General features: G+C 57.3%; 19 protein-coding genes. 9 read left to right on the forward strand and 10 right to left on the reverse strand.

Annotated features, from left to right (window positions below):
- Positions 1 to 104: 104 nt before the first annotated feature.
- Positions 105 to 239 (forward strand): DUF7503 family protein, encoded by a 135-nt coding sequence (locus tag F7R90_RS22655; RefSeq protein ID WP_267905103.1) that lies wholly within the window; start codon positions 105 to 107, stop codon positions 237 to 239.
- On the opposite strand, the gene F7R90_RS01890 is transcribed toward F7R90_RS22655, so the two are convergent.
- Both F7R90_RS01890 and F7R90_RS01895 read right to left on the reverse strand, forming a co-directional pair.
- On the reverse strand, positions 240 to 2,363 hold the full coding sequence (locus F7R90_RS01890; protein WP_225741231.1) for a hypothetical protein: 2,124 nt from the start codon (positions 2,361 to 2,363) through the stop codon (positions 240 to 242).
- 106 nt (positions 2,364 to 2,469) lie between these two features.
- Positions 2,470 to 3,186, reverse strand: a complete 717-nt coding sequence (locus F7R90_RS01895; protein ID WP_158055593.1) for a DUF7504 family protein — start codon at positions 3,184 to 3,186, stop codon at positions 2,470 to 2,472.
- Positions 3,187 to 3,420: 234 nt separating this feature from the next.
- Here F7R90_RS01895 and F7R90_RS01900 point away from each other — a divergent pair, with 234 nt between their 5' ends.
- Positions 3,421 to 5,793 carry an STT3 domain-containing protein gene (locus F7R90_RS01900; RefSeq protein WP_158055594.1) on the forward strand — a complete coding sequence of 791 codons (2,373 nt, stop codon included), beginning with the start codon at positions 3,421 to 3,423 and terminating at the stop codon, positions 5,791 to 5,793.
- A gap of 156 nt (positions 5,794 to 5,949) precedes the next feature.
- Positions 5,950 to 6,882, forward strand: coding sequence for a glycoside hydrolase family protein (locus tag F7R90_RS01905; protein ID WP_158055595.1), 933 nt, complete (start codon positions 5,950 to 5,952; stop codon positions 6,880 to 6,882).
- Positions 6,883 to 6,884: 2 nt separating this feature from the next.
- Here F7R90_RS01905 and F7R90_RS01910 read toward each other — a convergent pair whose 3' ends face one another.
- From F7R90_RS01910 to aglM, 6 genes are all read right to left on the reverse strand, one after another.
- The gene (locus tag F7R90_RS01910) at positions 6,885 to 8,015 is read right to left on the reverse strand and encodes an ABC transporter ATP-binding protein (protein ID WP_158055596.1); all 1,131 of its coding nucleotides are present in this window, start codon (positions 8,013 to 8,015) and stop codon (positions 6,885 to 6,887) included.
- A gap of 46 nt (positions 8,016 to 8,061) precedes the next feature.
- Positions 8,062 to 9,210 (reverse strand): ABC transporter ATP-binding protein, encoded by a 1,149-nt coding sequence (locus F7R90_RS01915; protein ID WP_158055597.1) that lies wholly within the window; start codon positions 9,208 to 9,210, stop codon positions 8,062 to 8,064.
- 7 nt (positions 9,211 to 9,217) lie between these two features.
- Complete coding sequence (locus F7R90_RS01920; protein WP_225741232.1) at positions 9,218 to 10,117, reverse strand: carbohydrate ABC transporter permease; 900 nt, start codon at positions 10,115 to 10,117, stop codon at positions 9,218 to 9,220.
- Positions 10,114 to 11,034 (reverse strand): carbohydrate ABC transporter permease, encoded by a 921-nt coding sequence (locus F7R90_RS01925; RefSeq protein ID WP_158055598.1) that lies wholly within the window; start codon positions 11,032 to 11,034, stop codon positions 10,114 to 10,116. Before F7R90_RS01925 ends, F7R90_RS01920 begins: the two co-directional genes overlap by 4 nt.
- Before the next feature lie 6 nt (positions 11,035 to 11,040).
- Positions 11,041 to 12,345 (reverse strand): ABC transporter substrate-binding protein, encoded by a 1,305-nt coding sequence (locus tag F7R90_RS01930; protein ID WP_158055599.1) that lies wholly within the window; start codon positions 12,343 to 12,345, stop codon positions 11,041 to 11,043.
- A gap of 189 nt (positions 12,346 to 12,534) precedes the next feature.
- Positions 12,535 to 13,827 carry a UDP-glucose 6-dehydrogenase AglM gene (aglM, locus tag F7R90_RS01935; protein ID WP_158055600.1) on the reverse strand — a complete coding sequence of 431 codons (1,293 nt, stop codon included), beginning with the start codon at positions 13,825 to 13,827 and terminating at the stop codon, positions 12,535 to 12,537.
- A gap of 88 nt (positions 13,828 to 13,915) precedes the next feature.
- On the opposite strand from aglM, the gene aglF reads away from it, so the two are divergent.
- The 3 genes from aglF to F7R90_RS01950 all read left to right on the forward strand — a co-directional run bounded on the left by aglF (position 13,916) and on the right by F7R90_RS01950 (position 18,234).
- Positions 13,916 to 14,662, forward strand: a complete 747-nt coding sequence (gene aglF / locus F7R90_RS01940; protein WP_158055601.1) for a UTP--glucose-1-phosphate uridylyltransferase AglF — start codon at positions 13,916 to 13,918, stop codon at positions 14,660 to 14,662.
- 47 nt (positions 14,663 to 14,709) lie between these two features.
- Positions 14,710 to 15,696 carry a GDP-mannose 4,6-dehydratase gene (locus F7R90_RS01945; RefSeq protein ID WP_158055602.1) on the forward strand — a complete coding sequence of 329 codons (987 nt, stop codon included), beginning with the start codon at positions 14,710 to 14,712 and terminating at the stop codon, positions 15,694 to 15,696.
- A 1,233-nt stretch (positions 15,697 to 16,929) separates the two neighbouring features.
- Positions 16,930 to 18,234, forward strand: a complete 1,305-nt coding sequence (locus F7R90_RS01950; protein ID WP_158055603.1) for a phage NrS-1 polymerase family protein — start codon at positions 16,930 to 16,932, stop codon at positions 18,232 to 18,234.
- 99 nt (positions 18,235 to 18,333) lie between these two features.
- Here the strand turns inward: F7R90_RS01950 and F7R90_RS01955 are convergent, their stop codons facing one another.
- Both F7R90_RS01955 and F7R90_RS01960 read right to left on the reverse strand, forming a co-directional pair.
- Positions 18,334 to 19,494, reverse strand: a complete 1,161-nt coding sequence (locus F7R90_RS01955) for a Fic family protein (RefSeq protein ID WP_158055604.1) — start codon at positions 19,492 to 19,494, stop codon at positions 18,334 to 18,336.
- A 210-nt stretch (positions 19,495 to 19,704) separates the two neighbouring features.
- Positions 19,705 to 23,361, reverse strand: coding sequence for an ATP-binding protein (locus F7R90_RS01960; protein WP_225741233.1), 3,657 nt, complete (start codon positions 23,359 to 23,361; stop codon positions 19,705 to 19,707).
- 298 nt (positions 23,362 to 23,659) lie between these two features.
- Between F7R90_RS01960 and F7R90_RS01965 the strand changes: the two genes are divergently transcribed.
- The 3 genes from F7R90_RS01965 (at position 23,660) to F7R90_RS01980 (ending at position 25,891) form a co-directional block, all read left to right on the forward strand.
- Positions 23,660 to 23,971 carry a hypothetical protein gene (locus tag F7R90_RS01965; RefSeq protein ID WP_158055605.1) on the forward strand — a complete coding sequence of 104 codons (312 nt, stop codon included), beginning with the start codon at positions 23,660 to 23,662 and terminating at the stop codon, positions 23,969 to 23,971.
- A 5-nt stretch (positions 23,972 to 23,976) separates the two neighbouring features.
- Complete coding sequence (locus tag F7R90_RS01970; protein ID WP_225741234.1) at positions 23,977 to 24,474, forward strand: type II toxin-antitoxin system VapC family toxin; 498 nt, start codon at positions 23,977 to 23,979, stop codon at positions 24,472 to 24,474.
- 523 nt (positions 24,475 to 24,997) lie between these two features.
- Positions 24,998 to 25,891, forward strand: coding sequence for a DNA-binding protein (locus F7R90_RS01980; RefSeq protein ID WP_158055607.1), 894 nt, complete (start codon positions 24,998 to 25,000; stop codon positions 25,889 to 25,891).
- The last annotated feature ends 29 nt before the right edge of the window (positions 25,892 to 25,920 follow it).

A 25,920-nucleotide genomic window follows, 5' to 3' on the forward strand; every position in this document is an offset into this window, starting at 1 on the left:
GACTAACTCTTTCTATAAGTACTATTACTGACTAAAATACAGATAATTACTATAGGTTCTATTCAAAAAGTTTCAATGTGTATGCCGTAAAAGGATATAGTATAATGTCCGAGAGCAAACTCGCAGACTACATCGCATCGAACCCACGAATGGCCGGCGTCCTCTTCACGATTTGCCTCCTACTCACGCAAGCAGGCAATTCAGCCGCAGCGAACGCCTGCACTCTCAGTGGTCCGTAATCAGAGCGTTTCAACGTTGATATCGCCACTCCAGCGGAGTTGGCCATCAATCCGAACTGGAATATTCTCAAGGCCTAGGAATTGCGCTAACTCCTGTTTCGACATCTCAAATGTGTCGAGACTGCCTGAAGAGAGGTAATAATCCTTATTCCCATCGATAATTGGGATCACCAGGCTCCCCATTCCACGGTTTGTCGTTGGATACGTTTTGTATTCAACTTGATATTCACCTTCGTTTGATGTTATTTCACAGAGATTCGGTGTGCCGTTTTCTGGCTGTGTGATCGACACTCCGCCATCTCCGATGACGATGTATTTCCCACCGACGATACTCTCCTGTCGTGCGATATTGAGCGCAGCTCGAAGCGGGAACCCAGTGTTGAGCAAGCGAGCCATTGTTCGACCAATCCGCACCGCACCACTGTTGATGACATCACTAAGCGTGACCACACCCCCGATACTCCCTGCCGCAAGGAGGCCCATCCCTTGTGTATACGACTGACACGCATTCAGCAGAAACGCATCGACACTTACCGACTCGAGGGATGTTGCGTCGAATGCCCCATCCACACAGTCGAAACCATTGTCGTCGATATGGCCGATATAATGGAAGAAATCAGCCGGAGTAGTCAGGACGTCCCGAAGTTCACTCTTCGTCAGGTCATGTTTGACTGACACTGTGAACGGCAATTCATCACGTGACCCATAGACTTCGTTGACGATGTCCTGCTCTTCGTTCATTGCACCATCATTACAAACGACCGTGATGTCGATATCTCCAGTCGTCGGTGACCGATTTAAGCGATGTTGGAACGCCTCAGCAGTCGCTTTACTCGCTCCAATTGGCGTTCCTTCCCCGACCCACGTCTGTTCAAGTGACTCGGAGGCTTCGGGTTGCACATAGGACTGAGATGCTGTCGAGGATGCACCTGCACTTCGCGTGAATGCATCGTCACGGAGGAAGTCCGCAGCAGCCGTCGATTGCACTTCCGTTTCGGCCACTGAGGTCGCTGCTGGTGTCTGAACGACAGCAAGATCATTCACCACGAACGGGAGTGTCTCAACACTCGTGGGGGTTGGTTCGACGTGCGTCGTCAGCTTCCACTCTGGCAACTGCTCTTCGATGGCCGAAAACGGAACGGACAGATACGATTCGAGCTGGTCAGCAAGCGGTTGTTCATACAGGGCCGCGAAATCGAGATCGATTGTCGACTCGAGTGTCTGGCGTTCGTGCAAATCCACGTTGTAGTAGCCTTCAGTTCGAGTCAGGCAGTCGAGGAAGAACGTTTGTTTGAGAACGCGCTCGACTTCGTGTTCAAAGCCACGGGCAGAGGTAAGTCGATGCTCGAACCCTGCTTCAGTGACGATTTTAGGTGTCTCCCCTTCGACGACTGTTGCTCCAAGATAGTAGGCGAGTGGCGCAGCAACATAGATTGAAGCATATTCTGCGGGGAGTTCGATACGAACTCCGGTATCCGGGGTTTCTATTCCAGTTGGAATGTCGAGCTTGTCACCTATCTCGACCGTCGGGGGGTGACCACGGAGTGTGGGATAGGAGCGTTCACAACTCGTCGTTTTTAGTGCAGACCCGAACGTGGACACAGCCTGCATCATCGCCTCGGGGTCCGGTGGTACCGTGATTGTCGCAGCGGGCCGGTCATGGTGGGACCGTCCGCCGACTAAGACCTGCGTTTGCTCTTCAAACTCAAAATGCATCTGTACAGTGTCCGAACGGACGGTCAGCGGCCCTTTGACCTTGAAGTAGAGTTTAATCGGTGCACCTAGTTCAATACTGTACGTTCCGTCTGGGAACTCCTCATATGCAAAATGCTCTGTTTCTTCAAGCATCTCCCCTGTGTCAGAATCACGGATATAGACCCCAACCACAGTTGGGAGCGTAATTGCGTCAGTAGTGATGGTAACGCTAGCGTCAACCGGAAACAGGAAACTCTCAGACGATACTGGCGTTGGCGACACAGAGTCCGGGGTAGAGAGGGAGTAGCGGTGGCGTTCGATAGAATCTATAACGGTCACACCACTCCCGTCTGACGGTGTTTTGAAAGAAAGAGATCGGGCGTGATCGTCACCCGAATCCATAGTGTGGTTAGAACGAAAGTCGGTCATGTTATTTACCCTATTTCAGACAAGCGGCAAAAAGCTATTGCTATTTGGAAATGGTAGTGTTCATATTACATACTGTTAGTCAGTGAACCACGAACGGCAACCGAAACTACAGTCCGGAGAGCCATAACCAATCAGAAGTTATCTCAGCATCCTGTAAGTGAAATCGTTGCTGGACCTCGTTATGAGCAACCCGGAGTTCGAGGACGATGTCGAACAGGTCGGCAAAGACTTGGACCTCCTCGGACGTCCGGTCAATTGGGAGATGGAAATGCCCCATCGCGTTGACGCTACGAATTCGACCAATGAGCACGTGCAGAAAACGGAACACGTCCTCGTGTGGATACTCGCTCAAAAGTGCTTCCAGTGAGTCGAAACAGACACGCAGTTCTGCAGGTGCAAGCCCATCAGCGATACTCTCGAACTCAGCAATTTCCTCTGAAATCGTAATCCCGAGTCCCGACAACTGATTGCCGGGTACCTGTACTTCGGGAATTTGGCGGTGGTCTGTCTGTGAGGCGACAGCAGCACTTCGTTCCTGTGCGGTCCAGGTCACGAGTCTTGCGGTCTCTGGGGTAAGCTGATCATGACTTGGCAGTCGGTCAGTTATCGACGGGAGGTCGTTGTCTGTCGTGACGAACAGACGACGACGTTGCGCTGCGGTGGTATCGCCGAGTAGATTTGAACAGGCCCGAGCGTATTCTTGATCTGGAAGATTACCGACGACAAGCAGCGATGCTCCTCGCTGCTTCAATTGAGAGAGCGCTGAAGCGAACTCGTGGTGTTCTTGTTCAGTATGAGATTCCTCAAAACGGCGATAATCCATTATATCCGGCAAAAGCACATGGATATATGAATGTTGCGTATCGTATCTAAAATAACTGTCATCAGCAGTTGGCCTATCTCACCTTGCCTTCGGAACCCCAACATCGAGTAAACTAGACAGTGCTCACCGACTAGAAATCTGATTTTCTCAAGGGGAACGCATTCTAGGAAACTTCATAGCTATTGAGCGGTAGGTGTCGTAGGGTTTAAGAGAGATTCACGATACCCAACGACCATGACAGACGTACGTGAGGCCACCGACGACCTCCTCTCGGAGAAGCCGGGGGTCGAATCGGACCTCCGGGACGTTCTCTCGGTGGACGAGCGCGCCGATGGGTGGACGTTCGACGATGTGCCGCTCGATTCGGGGACGTTCGGCGAACTGGTTTCTCGGAATATCGTCTCGAAAAACGGTAACGGCGAGTACGAAGTGACGAACCGGAGTGTCGTTCGAGCGAGTCTCAACGGCGAATCTCCTACCGAAACTGGTTCCAAAGAATCGACCTTCGAGTTCTCGCTCCCCGACGTATCCAGAGAGACCGGCGTCGCGCTCGGCGCGGCCCTGGCGTTCCTCGTCCTGATGCGGTCGTACATCTACCCCAACATCTTCCGATCTGATGGCGGCGTTCTCTTGTCTTCGAACGACCCCTACTACTACCGCTACTGGGTCGATCAACTCGCCGTCGAGGCGACAGGTATCTTCGACTTGAGTGTACTCTCTGGCTTGCCGGGTGCTGTTGCGAAGGGAGAACCGCTCACCGTGGCGGTACTATGGTGGTGGACGAATCTATTAGGTGGTGCTGACGCTTCTGGAGCGGTGTTGGCGTGGTATCCCGTCGTCTCGGGGGTCATCGTCGGCTGTCTCGTCTACGTTCTAGCGACGAAGGTGAGTGACGACCGTCGTATCGGAATTGCGTCGGTCTTGCTGTTGGCGACGATTCCTGGCTTCGCGTACAAGACCGGTCTCGGATTCGCAGACCACCACGCGTTCGACTACCCGTGGCTCGCGCTGACTGCGCTGGCACTCGTCCTGATTTCTGACGTTTCTGAGACAGACCTTCGAGAACCGAAGACGTGGGTCGGAGCAGTCTTACTCGGAATCGCTGTCGCCGGGCAAGTACTTTCGTGGGAGGCCGGACCACTGCTCATCGGCGCGCTCGGATTCTACGTCGCAGTGCGAACGCTAGCAGACGTTCGAGCAGACCGCTCCGCACTCCTGCAGAGTGCACCGATTCTCGGTGGTCTGGCCGTGGCGTCGGTGTTGACCCACCTCGCTCACACCGGATTCGGCTGGCACACCGACGTCGTTGCGTACTCACCTGCGTTGTTACTCGGCGGCGTACTCGGTGTCTCGCTCGTCGCGGAAGCAATTCGACGCGCAGGAATGCCACCTGCTGTACTCGGTGTGACGGAGGTCGCAGGTGTGTTGGTCGGGGTAGTGGCGCTCCAGACGTTTCTGCCGGCGTATGGAGCGAGACTCACAGATCGACTAGGGTACCTCGTCGGGAAAACTGGTCCTGCAGAGACGCAGTCGCTGATGAAAGGCGCACTCGGCTTTTTGCTGGGACCACCGCTCGAACTCGGCTTTGCGTGGTTCGTCGCGCTTCCAATCGTCGTATGGGGTCTCGTCTACGGGTATCAGAACCGCCACTCGGGATGGCTCGTCGTGACGACTTACGCCGCATACTTCCTTACGCTGTCGCTATTCCAGCGTCGGTTCTCCGGAGAGCTGTCACCGTTCCTCGCTATCTGTGCGGGCGTCGGCTTCGTATGGTTCGCCGCGAAGATGGAGATGGTCGAGACGCCGGGTTTCCTGCGCGACGCCGGAGGCCGTCCAGACCAAGAGGCGAATCGCGTCTCGCTTCCGTCGCTCGCGACGCTCGACAGAGGGACCGTCGCGCCCTTACTTGTGCTGTTCCTGTTGGTCTCTAGCGTCGGCGTCGTTCAGACGGGCGTCAAGCACGAACAGGTCGGTATCCGTGGCGAGAAGTACCACGCTGCACAGTCGATAGATTCGTACGCCGAGGAACGTGGACTGGAGTACCCCGAAAACTACGTGCTGAGCAAGTGGGGACGTAACCGGGTGTACAACTACTTCGTGAATGGGGAATCGAGATCTTACCGGTATGCCGAGCAGAACTACCGCACCTTCCTTGCTTCCAAGAAGCCACAGAAGCAGTACCAGAAATTGAATAAGCGTGTTGGATTCGTAATCACGAAAAACCTCAACTTACGTCGTGCTCCCGACAAGAAGATGATGTTCGTTCGGTTGCACAAGCGACTCGGCGCGGGCGGCTCCGGGTCAGGTCGAGCACTCGCTCACTACCGAGCTATCTTCGTCAGCGACGACAAGTCAATCAAGGCGTTCGCACTCGTTCCCGGCGCGAACGTTACAGGACAAGCACAAGCCGGGGAGACAGTCACGCTCTCGAAGCGCGTGAAGATAGATGGTGCGACGTTCACCTACGAACGGACCGTTTCGGTCAACAAGGACGGTACGTATTCGGTGACGGTTCCGTATCCCGGCACGTACACCGTCGGCGATAACACAGTTAAGGTGCCCGAGTCGGCAGTGCAGAACGGCGGCAACGTCAGTGTCGGCGCGTAAAGCCTCATTCTTGTCGATCAAAATCCGAAGTCCGTGACCCACGACTGATGTCGTGAGCTTCCTCCTTGCATCTCTGTGAATTACCGAGAAATGAGACCCGAAATGTGGGTGTTTGGGACGGAGGAAATTTGTGTCAGGCTAGCGTCTAACACTCGAATGACCGATTACGCGACTCCACCAACTTTCGACATCTCGTCCGCGGAGACGATTCTCGAACCTCAAGAGACGGGAGAGGGAAACTGGGTCGGGGCACCCTGTGTCCACCGCCACGATGAGACGACGTATCTCGCGGTCCGTCTTCGCGACCCCAAGCGCCGTGGCTACGCCGTGAGGATTTACGAACGACCAACACCCGGAACCCTGAATCAACGCCATGAACTCACAGCGGACGACCTCGGAGTCGTCAGCGTCGAGCGTCCAGCACTCACGACGAATCCGCGCACAGGGCAACTTCAGCTATACTTACCGGTCGACCGTGGCTCCAACGACTGGGTGATTCGGAAGTTCGCCGACACCGACCACCCCGAAGAATTCGACCCGGCGACCGCTCACGACGTGCTTCGACCGCGGCCGGGCGAAAGCGACGCTGCGACCGTCAAAGATCCCTACGTCCTGACCGTCGGTGGCCGATACTACATGTACTACGCCGGGAACGACGGCCAGTCAGAGCAAGCACATCTCGCCACCAGCGTCGACGGCGAGACGTGGGAGCGCGTGAAGCGGGGGCCCGTCCTTTCTCGGGCGTACTGGCACGATTACCACACCCGGATTTCGTGTGCAGTCCCCGCTCCGGACGCGCCAGTCTGGCTCGTCTTCTACGAGGGGAGCGGGATGGTCGACGCTAATCGGACGTGGAACATTCGAACAGGTATCGCCGTCTCGCCCGACCTCAAACGCGTGACTGATACGAGTCCGGATGGTCCGCGATACGCCGCGCCGACCGCCGATGCAGATACTGGCCTCGGTACTTTCGGGACCTTTCGCTACGTAGACGTGCTTCGTAAGGGGAGTGAGTGGGAGGTGTTCGCGGAGGTAGCGCGCGAGGACGGATCCTTCGACTTGCGGCGAATGACGGTCCAGTTCGACTGAGCTTACTGCTCTGGACGTTGTTTCTCAGCGCGACCGGCAGTCAGTATTGCTGTACCGGTTTCGGCATCGAAGACGTAGACGTCTTCAGGTGCGACCGAAACCGCGACGCTCTCTCCGGGTTCGGGGTCAACTGACGGCGGAACAACGGCCGTGAGTTCTGTGTCTCCTATTCGAAGATGGACGAAGTTATCGTTCCCCTGGTATTCAGTGACGCCGACCTGGGCCACGAAGCCAGACGACTCGTCGGGTGCGTCCAGAAACAGGTCTTCCGGTCGGAGTCCGAGGACCGCCTCGTCGCCATCTTTCAGCGAGACCGCATCTGTTGGGACACGCGCGAGGGTCACGTCGCCATATTCAAATCTGCTGTCGCGGTCGTCTTCCCGAACCGTAGTCTCGAACTGGTTCATCGAGGGATTACCGAGGAAGTCCGCGACGAACCGGTCGGCGGGGTCGGAGTACACCGTCTCTGGGTCGCCAACCTGGTGGAGGACGCCATCGTTCATGATCGCGACCTTGTCGGCCATCGTCATCGCTTCCTTCTGGTCGTGCGTGACGTACACCGTCGTGATGTCGAGGTCGCGTTGGAGTTGCTGGAGTTCGGTGCGCATCTCCGAGCGGAGTTTCGCGTCGAGACTGGCAAGCGGTTCGTCCAGCAAGAACACGTCTGGTTCGCGCACCATCGCTCGCCCGAGTGCAACCCGTTGTTTCTGCCCGCCCGACAGCTGATCGATGTCGCGGTCGAGTAGCTCGCTAATGTCGAACAGTGCCGCCATGTCCTCGACGCGTTCGCGGCGCTCCGTAGCGGAGAGGTCTGTGGAGTGTTTCAGTCCGTAGGCCATGTTCTCTTGGACTGACATCGTCGTATAGAGTCCATAGTCTTGGAATACCATCGCGATGGACCGCCGACTGGGATGCAGTTCGGTCACGTCCCGGTCGCCGATATGAATCGTGCCCTCTGTGACTGTCTCCAGTCCAGCGACCATCCGGAGTGTCGTGGTCTTCCCACACCCCGAGGGGCCGAGCAGGACAAGCAGTTCATTCTCAACAGTGAGTGAGAGGTCCTCGACGGCTGTCTCGACGCCTTGGGCATCGTCGTAGCGCTTGGTGACGTGGTCTATGTGGAGTTCGACCATCGGTCCACCCCCGTGAATCGAGTGCTGTCGAATTGCTTGTTATCTCTCATGCGAGTCGCTCCCCCTCCTCGTCAAATGCGTACAGTTTCTCGCGGTCGAACACGACCGTCGTCGATTCTGCCTCGTGAACGTCGTCCGGGACTGACCGTCGCCGAGCAATGAACTGCTGGTCGCCGGTCTTGAGTGTGAGCTCGTAGGCTCGTCCGATCGGTTCGATGACCGAGACCATGCACTCGATTGGGTCGGTCACCGTCGATGGTGAGTCGGCACTGCGGACCGTTCCGTCGGCGTCCGTCAAGTACACGTCTTCCGGGCGAACGCCGATACGGGTAGTTTCGGCTGGAAGCGTCTCGGTCACGACGGGAAGCGAAACCTCCGAAAACGGGGAGAGACCATCGCTTTCCTCGTGGACTTCGAGCAGGTTCATCGGTGGGTCGCCGAGGAAGCTCGCGACGAACTCGTTCGTCGGTTCGCGGTATATCTCCTTGGGCGGGCCGACCTGCTCGATTTCTCCCTTGTTCATGATGGCGATGCGGTCGGCGATGCTCATCGCCTCCTCCTGGTCGTGGGTGACGTAGATGGTCGTGATAGCCAATCGTTGCTGGAGGTCACGCAACTCAGAGCGAGTCCGGACGCGGAGTTTCGCGTCGAGGTTCGACAGTGGTTCGTCCATCAAGAGGACGGCGGGTTCACGAGCGATGGCACGGCCGACCGCGACGCGTTGGCGCTGGCCGCCACTGAGCTGGGCGGGTTGTTTGTCCAGCAGGTCGTCGATGTCGAGCAGGTTCGCGGTCTGTTCGATGCGCTCGCGGGCTTCTTCGCTGTCGATATCGAGCTTGCGGAGCGGGAATCGGATGTTCTCACTGACTGACTTGTGCGGGTACAGCGCGTAGTTCTGGAACACCATCGCGACGTCACGGTTCTGGGGAGTGACCTGTGTGACGTCGGTCCCACCGATGGTGACTCGGCCGTCAGTGATGGATTCGAGGCCAGCGACCATCCGGAGCGACGTCGTCTTCCCACAGCCAGACGGGCCGAGCAACACGAGCAACTCGCCGTCTTCGACCGCCAAGTCCACTCCATCGACCGCGACAGTCTCCTTGTAGCTCTTGGTGAGGTCATCTAGCGAGACTGCAGTACGCGTCGGGGTGTGGTCAGCGTCGCCTGCTGTCTCACTGGTATCTGTCTCGCTCATGGTATCGTTATCCTTCGACTGCACCTGCGGTGAGGCCCTCGACCATGTACTTCTCGAGGTAGAGGAACATGACGACGATGGGTAACGTCGTGAGGAACGAGGCGGCCATCACTTGACCCCACACGTTCTCGAACTGGCTGTTGATCTGCTCGATACCGATTGGAAGGGTGAGATTCGCCTGCGTCTTCAAGAAGACTGAGGCGAAGATGTACTCGTTCCAGGCAATCTTGAACGCGAAGAGGAAGGCAGCGACAAGTACCGGGAGACTGAGCGGGATGACCACCCGGAAGATAGTTTCCACCCGCGAGTAACCATCGAGCAGCGCGGCCTCTTCGATTTCGACTGGAATGCTCTGGAAGTAGTTCCAGAGCATATACAGCGTGAGCGGTAGCGTACTCACGAGGTACGTGATGAGCAGACTGAGTCGCGTATCGACGAGTCCGAACTTGGCGATGAGTTGGAACAACGGGACGATGACGGTGATGGCCGAGAGCATGTAGACGACGATGACGCCACGGCGAATCATGTCGTTGCCCGGGTACTCCAATCGAGTGAAACTGTAGGCGCCGATGACACCGACGAGCATCGAGAACGTCGCCGTGGCTGTGGCGACAATCGCGCTGTTGACGAAGTACGTGACGAACGGGAACGTTCCACCGGTGAGGATTGCCACGTACTGTTCGAGCGTCAGCGAGGACGGAACGAACGACGGATTGTTCGTGTAGATTTCGCCGTTGGGTGTGAGACTCGTCACGAACATCACGTAGAACGGCAGCAGCGTGACCACCATCGTCAACAGGACGCTGGCGTAGAAGCCCAGTCGCTTGAGCGTGCTCGTCTCCGCGCGGACGCCTTCACGAAGGACGGCGAACGACGAGCGAACTTCTCGCGTGACTTGTGCGATCATACCTTCTCCTCTCCGAACAGTTTCACGAAGCCGATGACGAACATGATCTGGATGATGAACAACAGGAGCGAGATGGCTGCGCCGAGTCCCTGTTCGAAGTTCGCGAACGCCGATTGATACGCGAATATCGGGAGCGTCAGGACTTGACGGGTGAGTAGCCACACCTGCGCGAAGGTGTTGAACTCCCAGATGAACCGCAGGAGGACGACGATTGCGATGGTGCCTTTCAGTTCTGGGAGCGTGATGTCTTTGAACTGCGCGACTGCGCCCGCCCCATCTATCTTCGCCGCCTCGTACATCGAGTTCGGAATCGCGCCGAGACGAGCGACGAACAAGAGGAACGCGAACGGGAAGTTACGCCACGCCGAGAACACGACCACCACCGGCAGGGCAGTCGAACTCCGTTCGAGCAGGCCGACCTGTGAGGTGTAGATGCCCCAGTCAGCCAGCAGGTTCGGAATCGTCCCCCAGAGTGGACTGAGCATGAACTGCCAGACGAACGCCACGGCGATGATCGGCGTCACGTGCGGCAAGAGCACGAGACCGCGTGCCAGTCGTCGCCCCCGGAACGAGCGGTCGAACAGCATCGCCACGCCGAGACCGACGATGGTCGAGAGAATCGTACTGCCGACAGTGAAGACGAGTGTCGTCTGGAACGCACCCCAGAATCGTGGGCTTCCGAGCAACTGCTGGTAGTTCTCGAAGCCAACCCACTCCGGTGGGACGGCCGGATTCAGTGGGACCGTCGTGAAGCTCAGGTAGATGTTGTAGGCGATGGGATAGAGGATGACCGCGGCGATGAGCAGCACTGCTGGCAGGATGAGCAGGTAGCCGAGCAGGGCCTCGCGGCGCTCGACCGGGTTCTCGAGATATCGGTCGGCGCCGACGGCCGACGCGAGTCGCGTGCCGACGGACATCGCAGGTTATTGGAGGGCGTTACGCATCTTTTGAGCCTGTTCCTTGGCGACGGTGTCGGGGTCGTGTCCCTTGACGGCGACCCGGTTGACCGCTTGGCTGACCAGCGACCGACTCGTAATCTGGCCGAACTCTGGCAAGAGCTGGCCGCCCACGAAGTCGAATCGCTCCATGTTCCCGAGCGCCGACGAGATCTGGTTGATGGTGTCGCTCCACGCCGACAGGATGTCGTTGTCGAGATACGCCTCTTTTTCGGCGGTCGATTTCAGGACTGGCATCGTACCGCCGGGTTGCATGTGACACCACTGGATGTAGGAGTCACCCGACATGACGTGGTTGACGAGGTTCTTCGAGGCGTTCAGCTGGGGGTCATCCCCGTTGAAGATACTGTGGCCGAGCACCTGGCCGTACGTGCTCTTGCGTTTGTTTTCGGTCGCTGGTGCGAGTCCCGTGTTCTGCACCATTTCTTTGCCGTTGTTCGCCAGCAAGTCTGGGAGCAGGTACGACGAGTAGAAGAACATGTGTTCTTGCTGGTTGCCGTAGAGATTTCGCGTGTCGTTGAACGAGACTGCGCCAGGGACGTATTGGGAGAGGTCTTTGACGAACTGTAGTGACTCGATCATCGGCTGTTCGTCGAAGACGACGTTGGCGTTCTCGTCGAGGACGAGCGCCCCGTTCGACCGCGCAATCTGGGTGAAACACTGTCTGGCGTACGCCGTCGCCTTCGTCCCGAACCCGATGCCGTACGTGTTGTTATCGGGGTCGTTGAGTGTCTCGGCTGCTTTTCTGATTGCATCCCACGTGACCGGTGGGTCCAGGTCGTTCTCCTCGAAGACGCTCTTTCGATACCAGATACCCTGCACCCAAGCGTCCGCTGGGACGCCATAGTAGCCGCCGTCTGGTGCGCCCATGAACTGAAGTGGTCCTTCTCGGAAGTCGTCCGACCCGATGTTCTCGATAACTGATGTCGCACTCTGTTTCGAGAGCGAGCCGTCCGCGCCGAGTCGCTGGATGGTCTGGATGGCGAGCAACCCGGTGTTCGGCAGCGTGTTCGAGGCGACTGCGGCCGACAGCTGTGATTCGATGTCGTCGTTGTCGACGAATCGAGTGTTGACTGTCGTTCCAGAGTTATTCTGGAAATTCGAGACGATGTTGTTGATGGGTTGCCGGAAATCCTCACCGTTGTGGATGTTCCAATAATCAATACTGTTCGCCTGTTTGCTACGACCGGCAGCGTGCCCTGTAAGCCCAACCGTTGCAGCCGCCGCACCACCTTTGAGAACTCGCCGTCTGGTTACCGATTTCTCCGACATAACAGGGCACACCACCTTCTCACACTTTGTTATTGAATCATTGGTGTGCGTTCACATACCTGGCATTGGTAGTAATAGGTCCGAAGAACGATATAGTCGCCAGCTACCAAATAGGCTTCCACCGGGCTATTGCCAGCCTACCCCGTGGGAATGTTCGTGCCACGTCTCTCGGGCTAGGAGCAGGGTCGTTTACCAAGTAAGCCCTTCGTAGGTGATGCCGTCACGCCGCTCGATGATTCGGCGCCCATCCACTACGACGGCGTCGGCCATTGCGTCGAATTCTTGGTCTAGAGCTGCGAACTCGTCCCAGTCCGTAACGACGACTGCGCCATGGGCGTCTTCGAGTGTCGCTGCTGCCGAGTTCACGTATTCTATGTCGGGGAAGTGTTCCCGCATGTTTTCGGCTGCGACGGGGTCGTACGCGACGACCTCGGCGTTGCGGTCGAGTAGTCCCTCGATGACGGGAATCGCTCGGGAGTTACGAACGTCGTCGGTGCCGGGTTTGAACGAGAGCCCGAGGACGGCGACTTGCTTTCCGGCGACATCGACGTGCGAGTCGAGCAGGTCGAGTAGGCGTTTTGGCTGTTTGTCGTTGACTTCGACGGCGGCCTCTAACAGGGATGGCTCGTACTCCACAGCACGGGCGGCGGCAATGAGTGCTGCAACGTCTTTCGGGAAGCAACTCCCTCCCCACCCGACGCCCGAGCGGAGGAATTGCTCGCCGATACGGTCGTCCAGACCGATGGCGTCGGCGACTTCGTAGGCGTCCACATCGTACTCCTTGCAGACGTTCCCGAGTTCGTTGACGAGACTGACCTTCGTGGCGAGAAAGGCGTTGTTCGCGTACTTAATCATCTCCGCTTCGCGGGTACCCGTCTCGACGACGTCGGCATCGGAGTGGTCGAGCAGTGGTTCGAAGACGGCGTGTAGTCGCTCGGTGGCCGTCTCGGAGTCGGTCCCGAAGACGACTTTGTCGGGGTGCAGGAAGTCTTCGACTGCGCTCCCCTCGCGGAGGAATTCCGGGTTCATCGCGACGTGGAGGTCCTCGCCGAGTGCTTTCCCAGATTCTTCTGCGAGAATCGGCGCGAGCGTCTCTTCGGTCGTCCCCGGGACGACTGTGGATTTGACGACGACGACGTGGTCGCCGTCTTTCTCGGCGAGGGTCGCGCCCAGCGAGCGGGCACCCGCTTCCATCGCGCCGAGGTCGATACTGCCGTCGTCTCTGGAGGGCGTCGGCAGCGCAAGGAAAGTCACGTCGGTCTCGCGGATGGTGTCGTAGTCGGTCGTCGCGCGAAGACGATCACCGCCGTACTCCGCGACGAGGTCGTCCAGTCCCGGTTCGTGAATCGGTGCCCCGCCGTCGTTGATTCGTGCGACGATACTTTCGTCGATGTCCACGTTCGTCACGTTGTGGCCGAGGTCGGCGAAGCAGGCGGCGACCGTCGTTCCGACGTAGCCGCTGCCGACGATGCTGAGATTCATTGCAGTACACGTCTATTGGGGTGTTCTTCAGACTTCGGATACATTCGAGACTAAAAGTATTTAACACTCCAGTGTTGGGCACAGAACAATGAAAGCCGTCGTACTCGCTGCAGGGGAGGGAACTCGCCTGCGGCCGCTGACCGAAGACAAACCGAAGGGAATGGTCGAAGTCGACGGGAAACCGATTCTCACCCACTGCTTCGAGCAACTCGCTGACCTCGGGGCCGACGAGTTCGTGGTCGTGGTCGGCTACCGCAAGCAAGACATCATCAGCCACTACGGCGATGAGTTCGACGAGATTCCAGTCACGTACGCTCATCAGCGTGAGCAGAACGGGTTGGCTCACGCCCTCATCACGGTCGAAGAGCACATTGATGACGACTTTATGTTGATGCTGGGCGACAACATCTTCGACGCGAACTTAGAAGACGTGGTCTCGCGCCAACAGGAAGACCGGGCCGATGCCGCGTTCCTCACTGAAGAAGTACCCTACGAGGAGGCTGGTCGATACGGTGTCTGTGACACGAACCATTTCGGCGAAATCACGGATGTCGTCGAGAAGCCTGAGGACCCGCCATCGAATCTCGTGATGACCGGCTTCTATACGTTCACGCCCGCCATCTTCCATGCCTGTCATCTCGTCCAACCGTCGAACCGCGGCGAGTACGAGATCAGCGAAGCGATCGACCTGCTCATCCAGAGTGGCCGCACCATCGACGCGATTCGCATGGACGGCTGGCGTGTCGACGTGGGGTATCCGGAAGACCAAGAGAAGGCCGAACAACTCCTGCAGGGCGACGACCCCGCCGAACTCGTCGAAGCGTCTGCGGAGTAACGATAACCCGGTGACTTTTTACTGACCGCGTTCGCCACAGCAAGATAATGCAAATACTCGTTACTGGTGGAGCGGGCTTCATCGGCGGTCATCTCGCCGAAGGGTTCGCTCGTGACGGCCACGACGTCGTGGTCCTCGATAGCTTCGAGCCATTCTACGACCTCGGCATCAAGGACCACAACGTCGAAGCAGGGCGAAACGCGGCTGAAGATGGTGGTGGCAGCTACGAACTCGTTCGTGGTGACATCCGTGACGACGATTTGGTCGCAGAACACGTGACTGACGCTGATTACGTCTTCCATCAAGCCGCGCAAGCGGGCGTCAGAAGTAGCGTCGAGGAGCCGGAGAAGGTGACCGAGATTAACGTCAATGGAACGTTGAACGTGCTGGAGGCCGCCCGGAACTCTGACACTGAGCGCGTTGTCGTCGCGAGTTCGTCGTCGGTGTACGGCAAGCCCGAGTATCTCCCTTACGACGAAGACCATCCGACGACGCCTGTCAGCCCCTACGGCGCGTCGAAACTCGCTGAGGAGCAGTACACGCGCGTCTACAACGAAGTGTACGGGCTGCCGACCGTCGCACTGCGGTACTTCACCGTCTACGGGCCGCGGATGCGCCCGAACATGGCGATCAGTAACTTCGTCTCACGGTGCATGAACGACGAACCGCCGGTCATCTATGGCGACGGCGAGCAAACTCGTGACTTCACGTACATCGACGACGTGCTTCGGGCGAACTCGACGTTGCTCGACACCGACGCCGCAGACGGCGAAATTATGAACATCGGCAGTACAGACAACATCGCCATCAAGACGCTCGCCGAAGAGATTCGAGACCAGATCGCACCTCAACTAGACTTGGAGTACGACGAGCGACATGATGCGGACGCCGAACACACGCACGCCGACATCTCGAAAGCGAACGAACGCATCGGATACGAACCGACGACCACGATTCGTGAAGGCGTCGAACAGTTCACGGAGTGGTACGCGGAGAACCGCGACTGGTACGAACCACTCGTCCGCAACTCGTAAATCGCCTCGTTAGAGGTTCTCCTTGGAGGGGGTTCTGACTGATTGACGAGGCGGCTATCGTGTCTCATTGTATTTGGTGTAGGTCGTTCGTGGAGATTCTGGTTTGCTGAGTTCCCCGAAAACGCGAGATAAGAACTCAGGAAAAATGGTGTAGGTCAACCACTGAGTTGGACCCATGCATACTCTGTAATAACTCGGGAAAACTAGTGTGAGGGTGGACCGAGAACGCGAGGTAAGAACTCAGGAAAACTGGTGTGGGTGTCATCTTGAACAGCGAACAGTGGCCGAATGCACCTGGCCTGTCCTCCTTTCCCGTCTGTTCAAATACCGATGATACACTACTTCTCAGGGGTGTTTTCTTTGCAAATCTGCTGTTCACTCCCTGCTACCGGAATGAACAGAATGGCTAATATCCGGGAGATAGACTTCATAGGGTTGTGTACACTGCTGTTTTGTAATTCGGTTCGATCGGGTGTTCCGGGGGTAGGCGGTGAGCGCACGACTCTCCGGTTTCGGGCCGCTTTAAGGCGTCTGTACGGTCGAATTATGAGATTCGGGTATACCCCCGTTCAGTGTGGGTAGTTGCTCTCCACTCTGGTGGCTGATACGAAGTCAGGATTTGACGGTACATCCCTGGTTTTGAACTTGAATTCGGGGGTTTCAGGAATTCCGGAAGCGGTCTGTGACGGCCCTTATTATGCGTTGGAGACCTCTTCTTCGGCGCTTCTATATCCTGTATTCGGGCGAATTAGGATATTGAACAGAGCCCAGCATACGATTCAATAGCTTAATAGAAAATTTGAGAACGGGGGTGTACACCCACTTCTGATGTTGAAATCGCGGGGTTTGACCGTAGACAACCGAACCCACCAAAATCAAGAACACTGGATAGAAGCCGTCTCTCCCGCTCTCTCAAATTCCGCCAAGTAGCATCTGTCCCAGTCTCTCGTTCAAGCACCACCCTGAGTGTCCACCCTGCCACAAGAACCGTTCTCCCGGATGATTAGCGGGGTGTACACGAATGGAGGCTAGCCTAGCGACCCTATCGGAGTATCTCCGACGGCAGATCGGTCTCTACAGCACTGTAGAAATCATGTGCAGAACTATTGGTGCGAAGACGTGTCTGGAGGGGTTGAGATACCGATACCGGGAACCATCAAGTACCTCGGTCCAAAGTACGACTACAGTCTTCGCTGTTGGACTCGCTCTGGTGGCGAACGATACTCTGAGGCAATGACGACGTTTCCAACCGCTTCCGAGATACCGGCATCGCTGCATGAGTACGACCAGTGGGTGTGCTGGCGCACCCAGGCACGGGACGGCAAACAGACGAAGGTTCCCGTGAACCCGCATACTGGCCGCTATGGGTCTGCGACAGACCCTGATACATGGGGGAGCTTCGAGCAAGCCCGTGCATACGCGGTCGATGGGTCCGCATCAGGGTTGGGCTTCGTGTTCACTGACAACGACCCGTTCGTGGGGGTTGACCTCGACGATGCACGTGACCCAGAGACAGAAACTCCGACCGAGTGGGCCGAATCGATTATCCAAAATTTGGATTCATATACGGAAATCAGTCCGTCTGGGACAGGATATCACGTCCTCGTCGAGGGGAATCTCCCTCCGGGTCGGAATCGGCGTGGGGACGTAGAACTCTACGAGACAGCACGCTTCTTTACCGTCACCGCGAATCAACTCGACGAGACTCCCGAAGAAATATTGCGCCGTACACAGGCTCTCGCTGGGGTGTACGCCGACCACGTCGCAGCCGACCACGACGACACGGATACTGATGCTGGTTCCGATGCCGGTGGCGATGAGGACCACAAGCGTGTGGACACCCAAGAGTCATCGAGCGACGGGAATGAGACGCGGTCTGATTCCGATTCTAGCGGGTCAACGACGCTCTCTGATGACGAGTTGTTGTCGTTAGCCCGGGCGGCGTCGAACAGCGCGAAGTTCGAGCGACTGTGGCGTGGTGATACGCAGGGCTACGACAGTCACTCAGAGGCGGATATGGCGTTGGCGTGCCTGCTCGCGTTCTGGACGGGCGGGGACACGACTCGTATGGATCGGCTGTTCAGGCAGTCTGGACTCCTGCGTGACAAGTGGGATGCAGTTCATTATGCCGACGGCAGTACGTATGGCGAGACGACGATCGAGCGTGCAGTGAGTGTGACGACCGAGTACTACTCACCGAACGGCGAAGACTCCGACGACGAGGATGACCAGCCGCAGTCTAACGGTGAGATAAGCCATGTGAGCGAATCGAGCGACGATCAGGGCCCAATAGGCGACCACCCTGAGTCGGCGGCTGAGGCAAGTCTGTATAGCCGTGAGCAGGAACGCATCGAGACGATTCAAACCCTCGAACAGCGACTTCGTGAACTCGAAGCCGAGAACGAACGACTGCGTGACCAACGAGACGCAGAACGCGCGAAACGGCAGGCTCTCGAAGAGAACGAGTCAGTAGGGGGCGCATCACAGTCCGGCGTCCTCGCGCGCCTCAAACGTGTCTTCACTCGGCAGTCCTCGTGATTAGCGCGGAAAGTGAGTCGGTGCGGCCAACGATGTGACAGCCCCACGCTGTTTCCCCGTCTACAATTCCACTGATGATTGACCAACCACTCGCTCTGGCTAGGGATTATATGGCTCAACAATCTCAAGCACATCCGACGCTTCATATTGCCGGTTCCGTTGCTGGCCGGTCGTCTCCCGCAGGATGTCGTCATTCCACAATCGTCGAATCGCCTGATTGACCGCCGGTTGTGACCGGTTGAGCACATCAACCGCCTGCGACTCGGTGAGATACGGGTGTTCGATCATAAAGTCGATAAGTTCTCGGATGACGGCACCCTGCCCCTGGTATTGCTCTCGGTAGCGGTCACGGAGGGCCAGTAGTTCGCGAGCGACTGTGTAGGCCTCACGCCCCTGTTCAGAGATTGCCTGGACGAAAAACGATACCCACTCGGCCCAAGCGCCGTCTCGGCTTACCGCGAGGAGTTTGTCGAGATACGTGTCGCGGTTCGCGTTGAAATACGACGAGGGGTAGAGGTAAGGACCGGGTAATAGGTCCCACTTGTAGAGTGCCAACATCACGAGGAGACGACCAAGACGACCGTTGCCGTCCTGAAACGGATGGATTGTCTCGAACTGGTAATGAATCAATGCCAAATCAATCAGCGGAGCATACGTCGGTCCCGACCGAATATACTGTAGGAGGCTCCGTAAGGCATATGGGATACTCGCCGGTGGCGTCGGCACAAAACGGGCCTCGCTGAGTGGCGTCCCAGGTTTGTCAATGCCAACGATATCATTTCGGAACTCTCCGGGATTCTTTTGTTCTCCACGAGCACCCTGTAGCAATATTTCGTGCAGTCTGCACAAGAGATCTCTGTCTAACTCGGTTCCCTCACGCAGAGCTTGAATTCCAGTTGTAATCGCCTCAACGTAGTTCTGGGCCTCCGCGATGTCGGCCCGTTCAGTCTCCGTTTGGCCAGGTTTTTCGCCAGCTTCGCGCCGGTAGATATCCGAGAGTGTAAGACGCGTCGTGGTTTCGATATTCGAGGAGTCGACGGCTTCACGATGAATTAGCGGACTCAGGATGACTTCAGGGGAATCGAGCCACGTATCCAAATCAGAGAGTTGGCCTATGGAATACATCGCGTTCCCGTTCTCGGTCAGGAGCTCATGGGTCGCGTCGAGATCTGGTGGGAGCGGATCTGGGCTAAAGGCGAAGATACCGTCAACCGTCTCGACTTCGCCTGGAGGGTTTTCAATAAAGTCTTCGGGTCGCATCGTTATCCAAGATACGACCTACGACAATATAGATAACGGAAGCGTACTTTCCCTATCCAAAAATCCCGAATCTCGATCTAAGATAACGCTGTATCGAAGCAACATTGTTATCCAATTATTATTATGGGGAATTAAATAGCTAACTGGCAAATCATCTATTCCACCCGTCGTATCCTCTTGGATACGACCAAATTTGTCTCTCTATCTTCCCTACGCGGGTGGTGATAGCTCGAGCAGTGACTCTCGAAGATACCGGAGCGTGTGAATCTGTGAACAGCCTGCCGCGTCGAGTTTGAACCGTTGTGGCGGCGAAGACCGACTATACGTCTTTTCGACGCGTTGGTCGCCGGTCGGCGGATCGTTTAACGCCTCCAGAACGTTGTGGGCATCATCACGGCTTCTGACGATCCAGATCGCGTCTTCAGGGTCTACCCCCGCCATCTTATCGTAGTCCTCTGGCACCGCACGCAGCACGTCGTTGTTGACGCGCTCGGCTTCGACGACAGCCCGAACCTCCCCATTCGCGTCGAGACCTGCAATGTCCAATCGATGGCCGTCCTCCAACTCGTAGTAGGGGACGACCTCCACAACATCAGAATCCGAACTGTTCGCGTACTCCGCTTCGATGTATCGACGACCAAAGTCGACCATCACGCGATGCAAACTCGATTCGCCAAGGTCGCCGACGCCGTGGCCGTACGCGATGCCCTCACGGTAGGCGACCTGAATCTCCGCGCGGCCGTCTGCCGTAACTGTGTACAGTCGGTGCGGACTGTCACAGTCAACGGCGAGCAACCCATCCTCGAGGAGTTCCTCGACTGCCTCGGGGTCGATGCCAACGTACTCCTGCAGACGGAGCATGCTGTCCCAGCCGATGTCGTACTCCCACTCCGGGTCGTACTCGCCCTGATGGGCTGCATAGACTGCTTGTAGGAACGCCAATTGCCGGTCGGAGTACTCGCTTGCTTCGCGTTCCGCTGCTGAGAGCGTGAGATTGATATCCGAGATTGGGACGTTGTCGCGGTCGATTCGGTCGAGACTCGAACAACACTCGATACCGCGTTTTACGCCCGCTGGCGATGGGTCGTGGCGGCTCTCACAGCCCGTACAGACGATGGCATGTACATCAGAGTCGTAGCGAATACAGACCGGCAGGCGCTTCGTGTACGGCAACGCAGAGTCCACGCGCCCCGTGGACGACTCGCCCGCATTCGTTCCAGTGTGAGCGCTCACACTGCTCGAAGACCGAGACGTGGGACTGGACTGCGCTTGGCCCTGTCGCTTGAAGTCAAGACCGTGATGCAGTCGCGTGTCATCTCTCACACTATCGAACAACGCCTCGAACGCCATTCGCTGGGTCTCAGATAACGGACTGTCGCTCTCTGGATGCCCAGCCGGGAGGGGCGCGGACGACAGCAAGAACGGCCGTGGTTCACGGTCTTGGAAGCCCGCTGGCAGACTCGCGAACCACTGGCCACGACGGAGCGCACGCAACCGATTCCCAACCTCACTCGGCGGGATGTCCTCGGTCGCAAGCCGTTTCTCCAAGTCCCGGTCGACCGAGACGTTCCCCGTGAGGAACGTCGAAATATTGTTCAGGATTTCAGCGTACGCCTCCGTGTCGGCGTTCCGGACTTGTGCGGGGAACTGCATCGCGAGTGTCACGGACAGATTGAAGCTCCGTGATTTCGCGAGCAATTCCGTCATCAACCCCGACGCCGCAACCTCTGCGGCCTCCTCGACGTAGAGATTCACCAACGCCATCTCGTCGTCACCATCGTTAGACTCGTGTTGGCGCTGGCGGCGCTGCAGTGACGTCCAGAGATTCGAGAGCAAGACAGTCGTGAGTGCCTTCCGACTCTCCTTGCGCAACCCACTTGTATCGAAGATGACGACCGCGTCCTCATCGAGTACGTCCGCGAAGTCGAACTGCGGGTCCGGCTCGTCTTCTGATTCGGTCTCGGTCTCGTTTCGAGGGACGTGATTGAACAAGAGGGCGAGTCGGTCATCGAGCGGAATCTTCTCGATGCGGTTCAGCACGCCCTGCATGAGTTCGTCGAACGACCGCTTGCTGTTCGTAACAACGCCACCGAGCATCACCTCCAAGTCCTCGTCTGTGACTGGTGGTGCGTCCCGTGTTTCAGCCATCTGGCGGGCCGCCTGCTGGAACTCGCGATGCGTGTAGGCGTCCGATCCATGGACGGGGTCGAACAGGGCTTTCACGAGATACCGAATGATGTCGGGCGACCTGACCGCACGCTCGAAGCGGTCCCGTCCCATGATGCTGACCAAGAGTTCGATGTAGTGGTCGACCTTGTTCTGAACCGCCGTCGCACGGTCGATACCCGCCGCTAGTTCGGGTCGAATGTCGAAGAACGAGAGCGCGGGCAGCACTTCCGCACAGTCGAAGTAGTAGACGTTCTCGAGATTGCCGTACTTCGCGTAGTGTGCGCGCAAGTATTCGACGGGCATGCCGTCGCCTTTCGGTTCGATGAGAATTGAGGGCCCATCGGTCGCGGCGTGATTATCGCGGATGCCTCTGGTGAGGACCGTCGACTTCCCTGACCCCGTTTTCCCAAAGATTGCCATGTGTAGCGGTTGGAGGGCTGGCGGCAACGCAATCAGCGGTGTCGGCGTGTCGTCCTGTGAGAGCGGTTGGCCGAGCGTAAACCCACCATTTCGATACTGGTCGAGAATCTCTTCTGGTGGCCGAGGGAGTGCCGTCTGCTCACCACGCGATGGTGCCAGCGCACGACTGCCTGCCGTGGGCAAGGCAGCACCATCGAGCAGGCAGAAACTCGGTGCTTCCGAGACGTCCGCAACAACGCCACGACTCCGGTTCGTCGTCAGTGGGAGCTTCGTCGTCCATCGCTCGTAGTCTGGTGGGTGGAAGGTGCGGTCTCGAATCATCTCGAATACGTCTTCGGCCTCGGTATCGGTGCGAACCTTGCTCTCGATCTCGTAGGTGTTGTAACTCACCCCACTGAACGCCGCTGTCAGCTCTCGAACGGCGTCCACCGAGCGGTCCGCATACGTGTCCGTCCCGGTATTGTCGAGTGCGATAGCGCGTGCGTTCACGTCGAACGACCGCCGCGCGTCTTTCTCTTCGAGTTCCTCGATTCGGTCTTCGTCACTCGAGGTCAGCGACGGGTTTTCGGGCGTCCCGAAAATCGCGTTCGCTATCTTCCCACCCACCGTATCGACGTTCATCTCGATATCCAAAAGGCGGTCCTCAAGTTCCGCCGTCCACGCTTCCTTTGGCCGCAACAGCGTCTGGTACACCAGTGTGACATCGTGTTCGGCCATCGTCTCGATGACCCCGGCCAGCGGAATCCGCGCGTGGTCGTCATTGTCGTCGTTCGTGAACTCCGCGAACGACGTGAGTTTCGTCTGCCAATCACGGCGGCGCTCCGCGTCGCCCCAGAATTCGACGCCAGCAATGTCTGGGCTGTCGCCATCGTCTTGCTCGGTGCTATCGTCACTGGGGGTAAGCTGGTTGGGATGCCAGTCGACCTGGGAGAACTCGTAGGTGTTCGGGAAGACACTCCGTAAGAGCCGGTCGAGTTCGTCGATATCTCCATTCTCGATGCCGACATAGTAGGTGAGCGTCGAGTACGGCTCGTGTTCGGAGACGAGTAAGAACTCGAGCGTTGGCGGCGTGGCTGTCCGGAACCGACTAAGCAGGCCAGAACCAGTGTCGGTGGGCCGGAGTTGTTGGAGTCGCCGGAACTGACTCTCGACCGTCTTCGCGTTGAGCGCGCTGTCAGTCGGGTTGATCTGGATGTACGTCCGTGTCGGGTCGCCAGTGTCTGTCTCGGGAGTCGATGCCTCAGGGTCGGAATTCGATGGGGGAGTTGACTTCGCCATAGTCGTCGTTCGTTCGTCGGAATGACTACTACAGTAGCGCCACCCACTCAGCTTCGATTGATAAATCCCTGCTCTCTGTCTCTGAGACGTACTTTTTGCTAGGAATTAGGGGTAAACGAGAAAAGATGTATTGCACCAGTTTAGGTCAGCGTGACTCTGTACGTGTTGTGATGAGAGAACAGAACGAAGTACTGGTAAAACTGATTTGAATCGTTGTGGCCGAGTTCTCATGAATCTCGTCATGCAATCATCTTATATCTCATGAACTCATAGGGAGCAGTAGAAGCCGAGGGATTGCATGAGTAGCAACAACTCGAAACACGTCCAAACCGAACTGAGTAAAGACGAGTACGAGCAGTTTCGTGAGTTCGCCAGAGAGCATGGCTTGTCGCTCAAAGAGGCAGGCCATGAAGCGGTAACCGAGTGGATTGACCGACAACAGCAGGCTAATCCGAACGATCGGGCGTTCACCGTTCTTGACGAGCTTGAAGCATCGTCACTTCCGGACACAGCAGAAACAGATGCACGAGAAGAAGACGACTTGGTGGACGAATGGGACGGAAGTGACGAGACCTTTACTCTCGCCGATGAGCCACCCATGGAGTCCTGAATTGTATGGCAGAGCCAGTTGAAACACCAATTGGGAGTGTTACTGCGGACCATTTCCGACCAGGGCATGTTCGTCATCAGGTAGTTGTCGGTCCAAAGTTTCTGTACGCATTATTCAACCCCCAAGACAAAATGCATGTGGTCTCACGGGCGTTCATGGACTTTGTTCGAGACGGTGACCTCCCCTTTCGTCGACTTGTGGTAAATGACCACATTGTTGACGAGGCTGCAACTCGCTTGAAAAAGCAGGCCTCAATTCGGAATGCAGGCGCCTTTCTGGAAACACTTGACGAGAGCAGTCTCTATCAGTTTGAATCGGTATCTGTGGAGGTATTTGGAGAGGCCAAGGATACGTTTATTAGTTGGACTGATCTGGATGCCTCGTTCACTGACTTTATTGTCGCATCACATATGGCCGACTTGGAAATTGATCATATTCTCACGTATGACCGACACTACGATGCGTTCGATGTCACGACGCTCCCCTACCGGAGCCAGAACTAACTGCTCCCAGTATCAGCATAATTTTACATTCTGAAGCGATAGATAGGGCAGATTCGAATACCGTTTGACCTTTTTCTGATAGCTACTGGCCCGCCCCGCGCGCCGCTGCCGCCTTCCGCTTGCTCACGGCTCGCTCCACTCACCGTTCGCATCGAGACGCTCCCACGGGTCGCGTCTCGCTTCGCTCGCGACCGACCAGTCCGGGCATGCGGCGCTTCGCGCCGGTCCGGGCATCTGGCTTCGACGCCAGCATTAAGCACGTTTTCGGTTGCGCCCCTTGCGGGCCGGACACGAGAAACTGCTTAAAGCTGGCCGCTCGCTCCAGGCGGGTCGGCGCGCGGTGCTGGATGGCTCCTCTTGTGGTGCTCTCGCTCGCGCCCAGGCAAGCTGGGCGAAGGCGCGAGCGAGAGCGCATATCGGTAAAGTTGGTCGAAGAGAGAGCCACGGCTGGAGAGTCGTGGTGTCGGAAGAAGACGCCGAGTGAGCGCCTTCAGCGGTAATCCAAGGTCAATTGGAGCTACCAATGTCAAGTACGAACGTTACTAGTAAGGTCGTTTCGGTCGATGCACAGGCTTTCGAACAGACGGACGAACAAGCGGGCGAGGACGAGTTCGAGACGGTGACGGAGACGCCGGAGTTGCGGGCGACGGTGCAGATGGAGACGCAAGCGAAAGTCGATACGAACCATCCGGGTGGACTCCTTGAGACGAGCGATGAACGGATGGCGGGCGTGACCCTTGAACAGGAAGAGCGCATTCGGGCACGGGAAGCCGAACTGGAGTACATCAGTGCAAAGGCGAAACTCGGAACACAAGATGGTCGAGCAGAGCGGACGCGTGACGAGGTAGCGGACGGGAGCGCGGAACGGCGAGCAGAATTCCAGAAGGGTGCGGCGAGTGTGGACAAGTGGGCGGACCCGGACAAACGGGACCCACGCGAGGAGTTGACGCAAGGTGAGTTGGCGAGCGTGAACGAGCAGACAGTGCGATTGCACGAGAAACTTGCGGGGTGGTCGCGGGCGGCGATCAGTCGGCGACTGGCCGAGCGCATGGTCGATGGCGTGGATCTGACGAGCGCGGTCGTGGGCGTGTTCGAAGAACTGCAGACGGCACCCGGACACGTGATTCCGATTGGGAAACTCGAAGAGGTCAGTCGCAAGGAGGTGAGCATCGAAGGAACCGTGGTTGAGTTGTGGGAGCCATCCAGTGCAGCCATTGCACAGGTTGGACTCATCGAAGACGAGAGCGGGCGAACGAAGTTCACGAGTTGGACGAAATCGAATCCAAAGCACGTCTCGGAAGGCGAGCGAGTGTGCATTCGCGGCGCAGCCCGGAACTGGTACAATGGGCGTGTCTCGCTGGCCGTCACAGGGTGGTCGACCATCCAGTTCCCCGAACGCGGTCGGTGGTGGGAGTAGTCAACTAGAGTGGTCTTCTTTTTTGTTTT

Source organism: Halorussus halophilus (assembly GCF_008831545.1).
Lineage (GTDB): Archaea > Halobacteriota > Halobacteria > Halobacteriales > Haladaptataceae > Halorussus > Halorussus halophilus.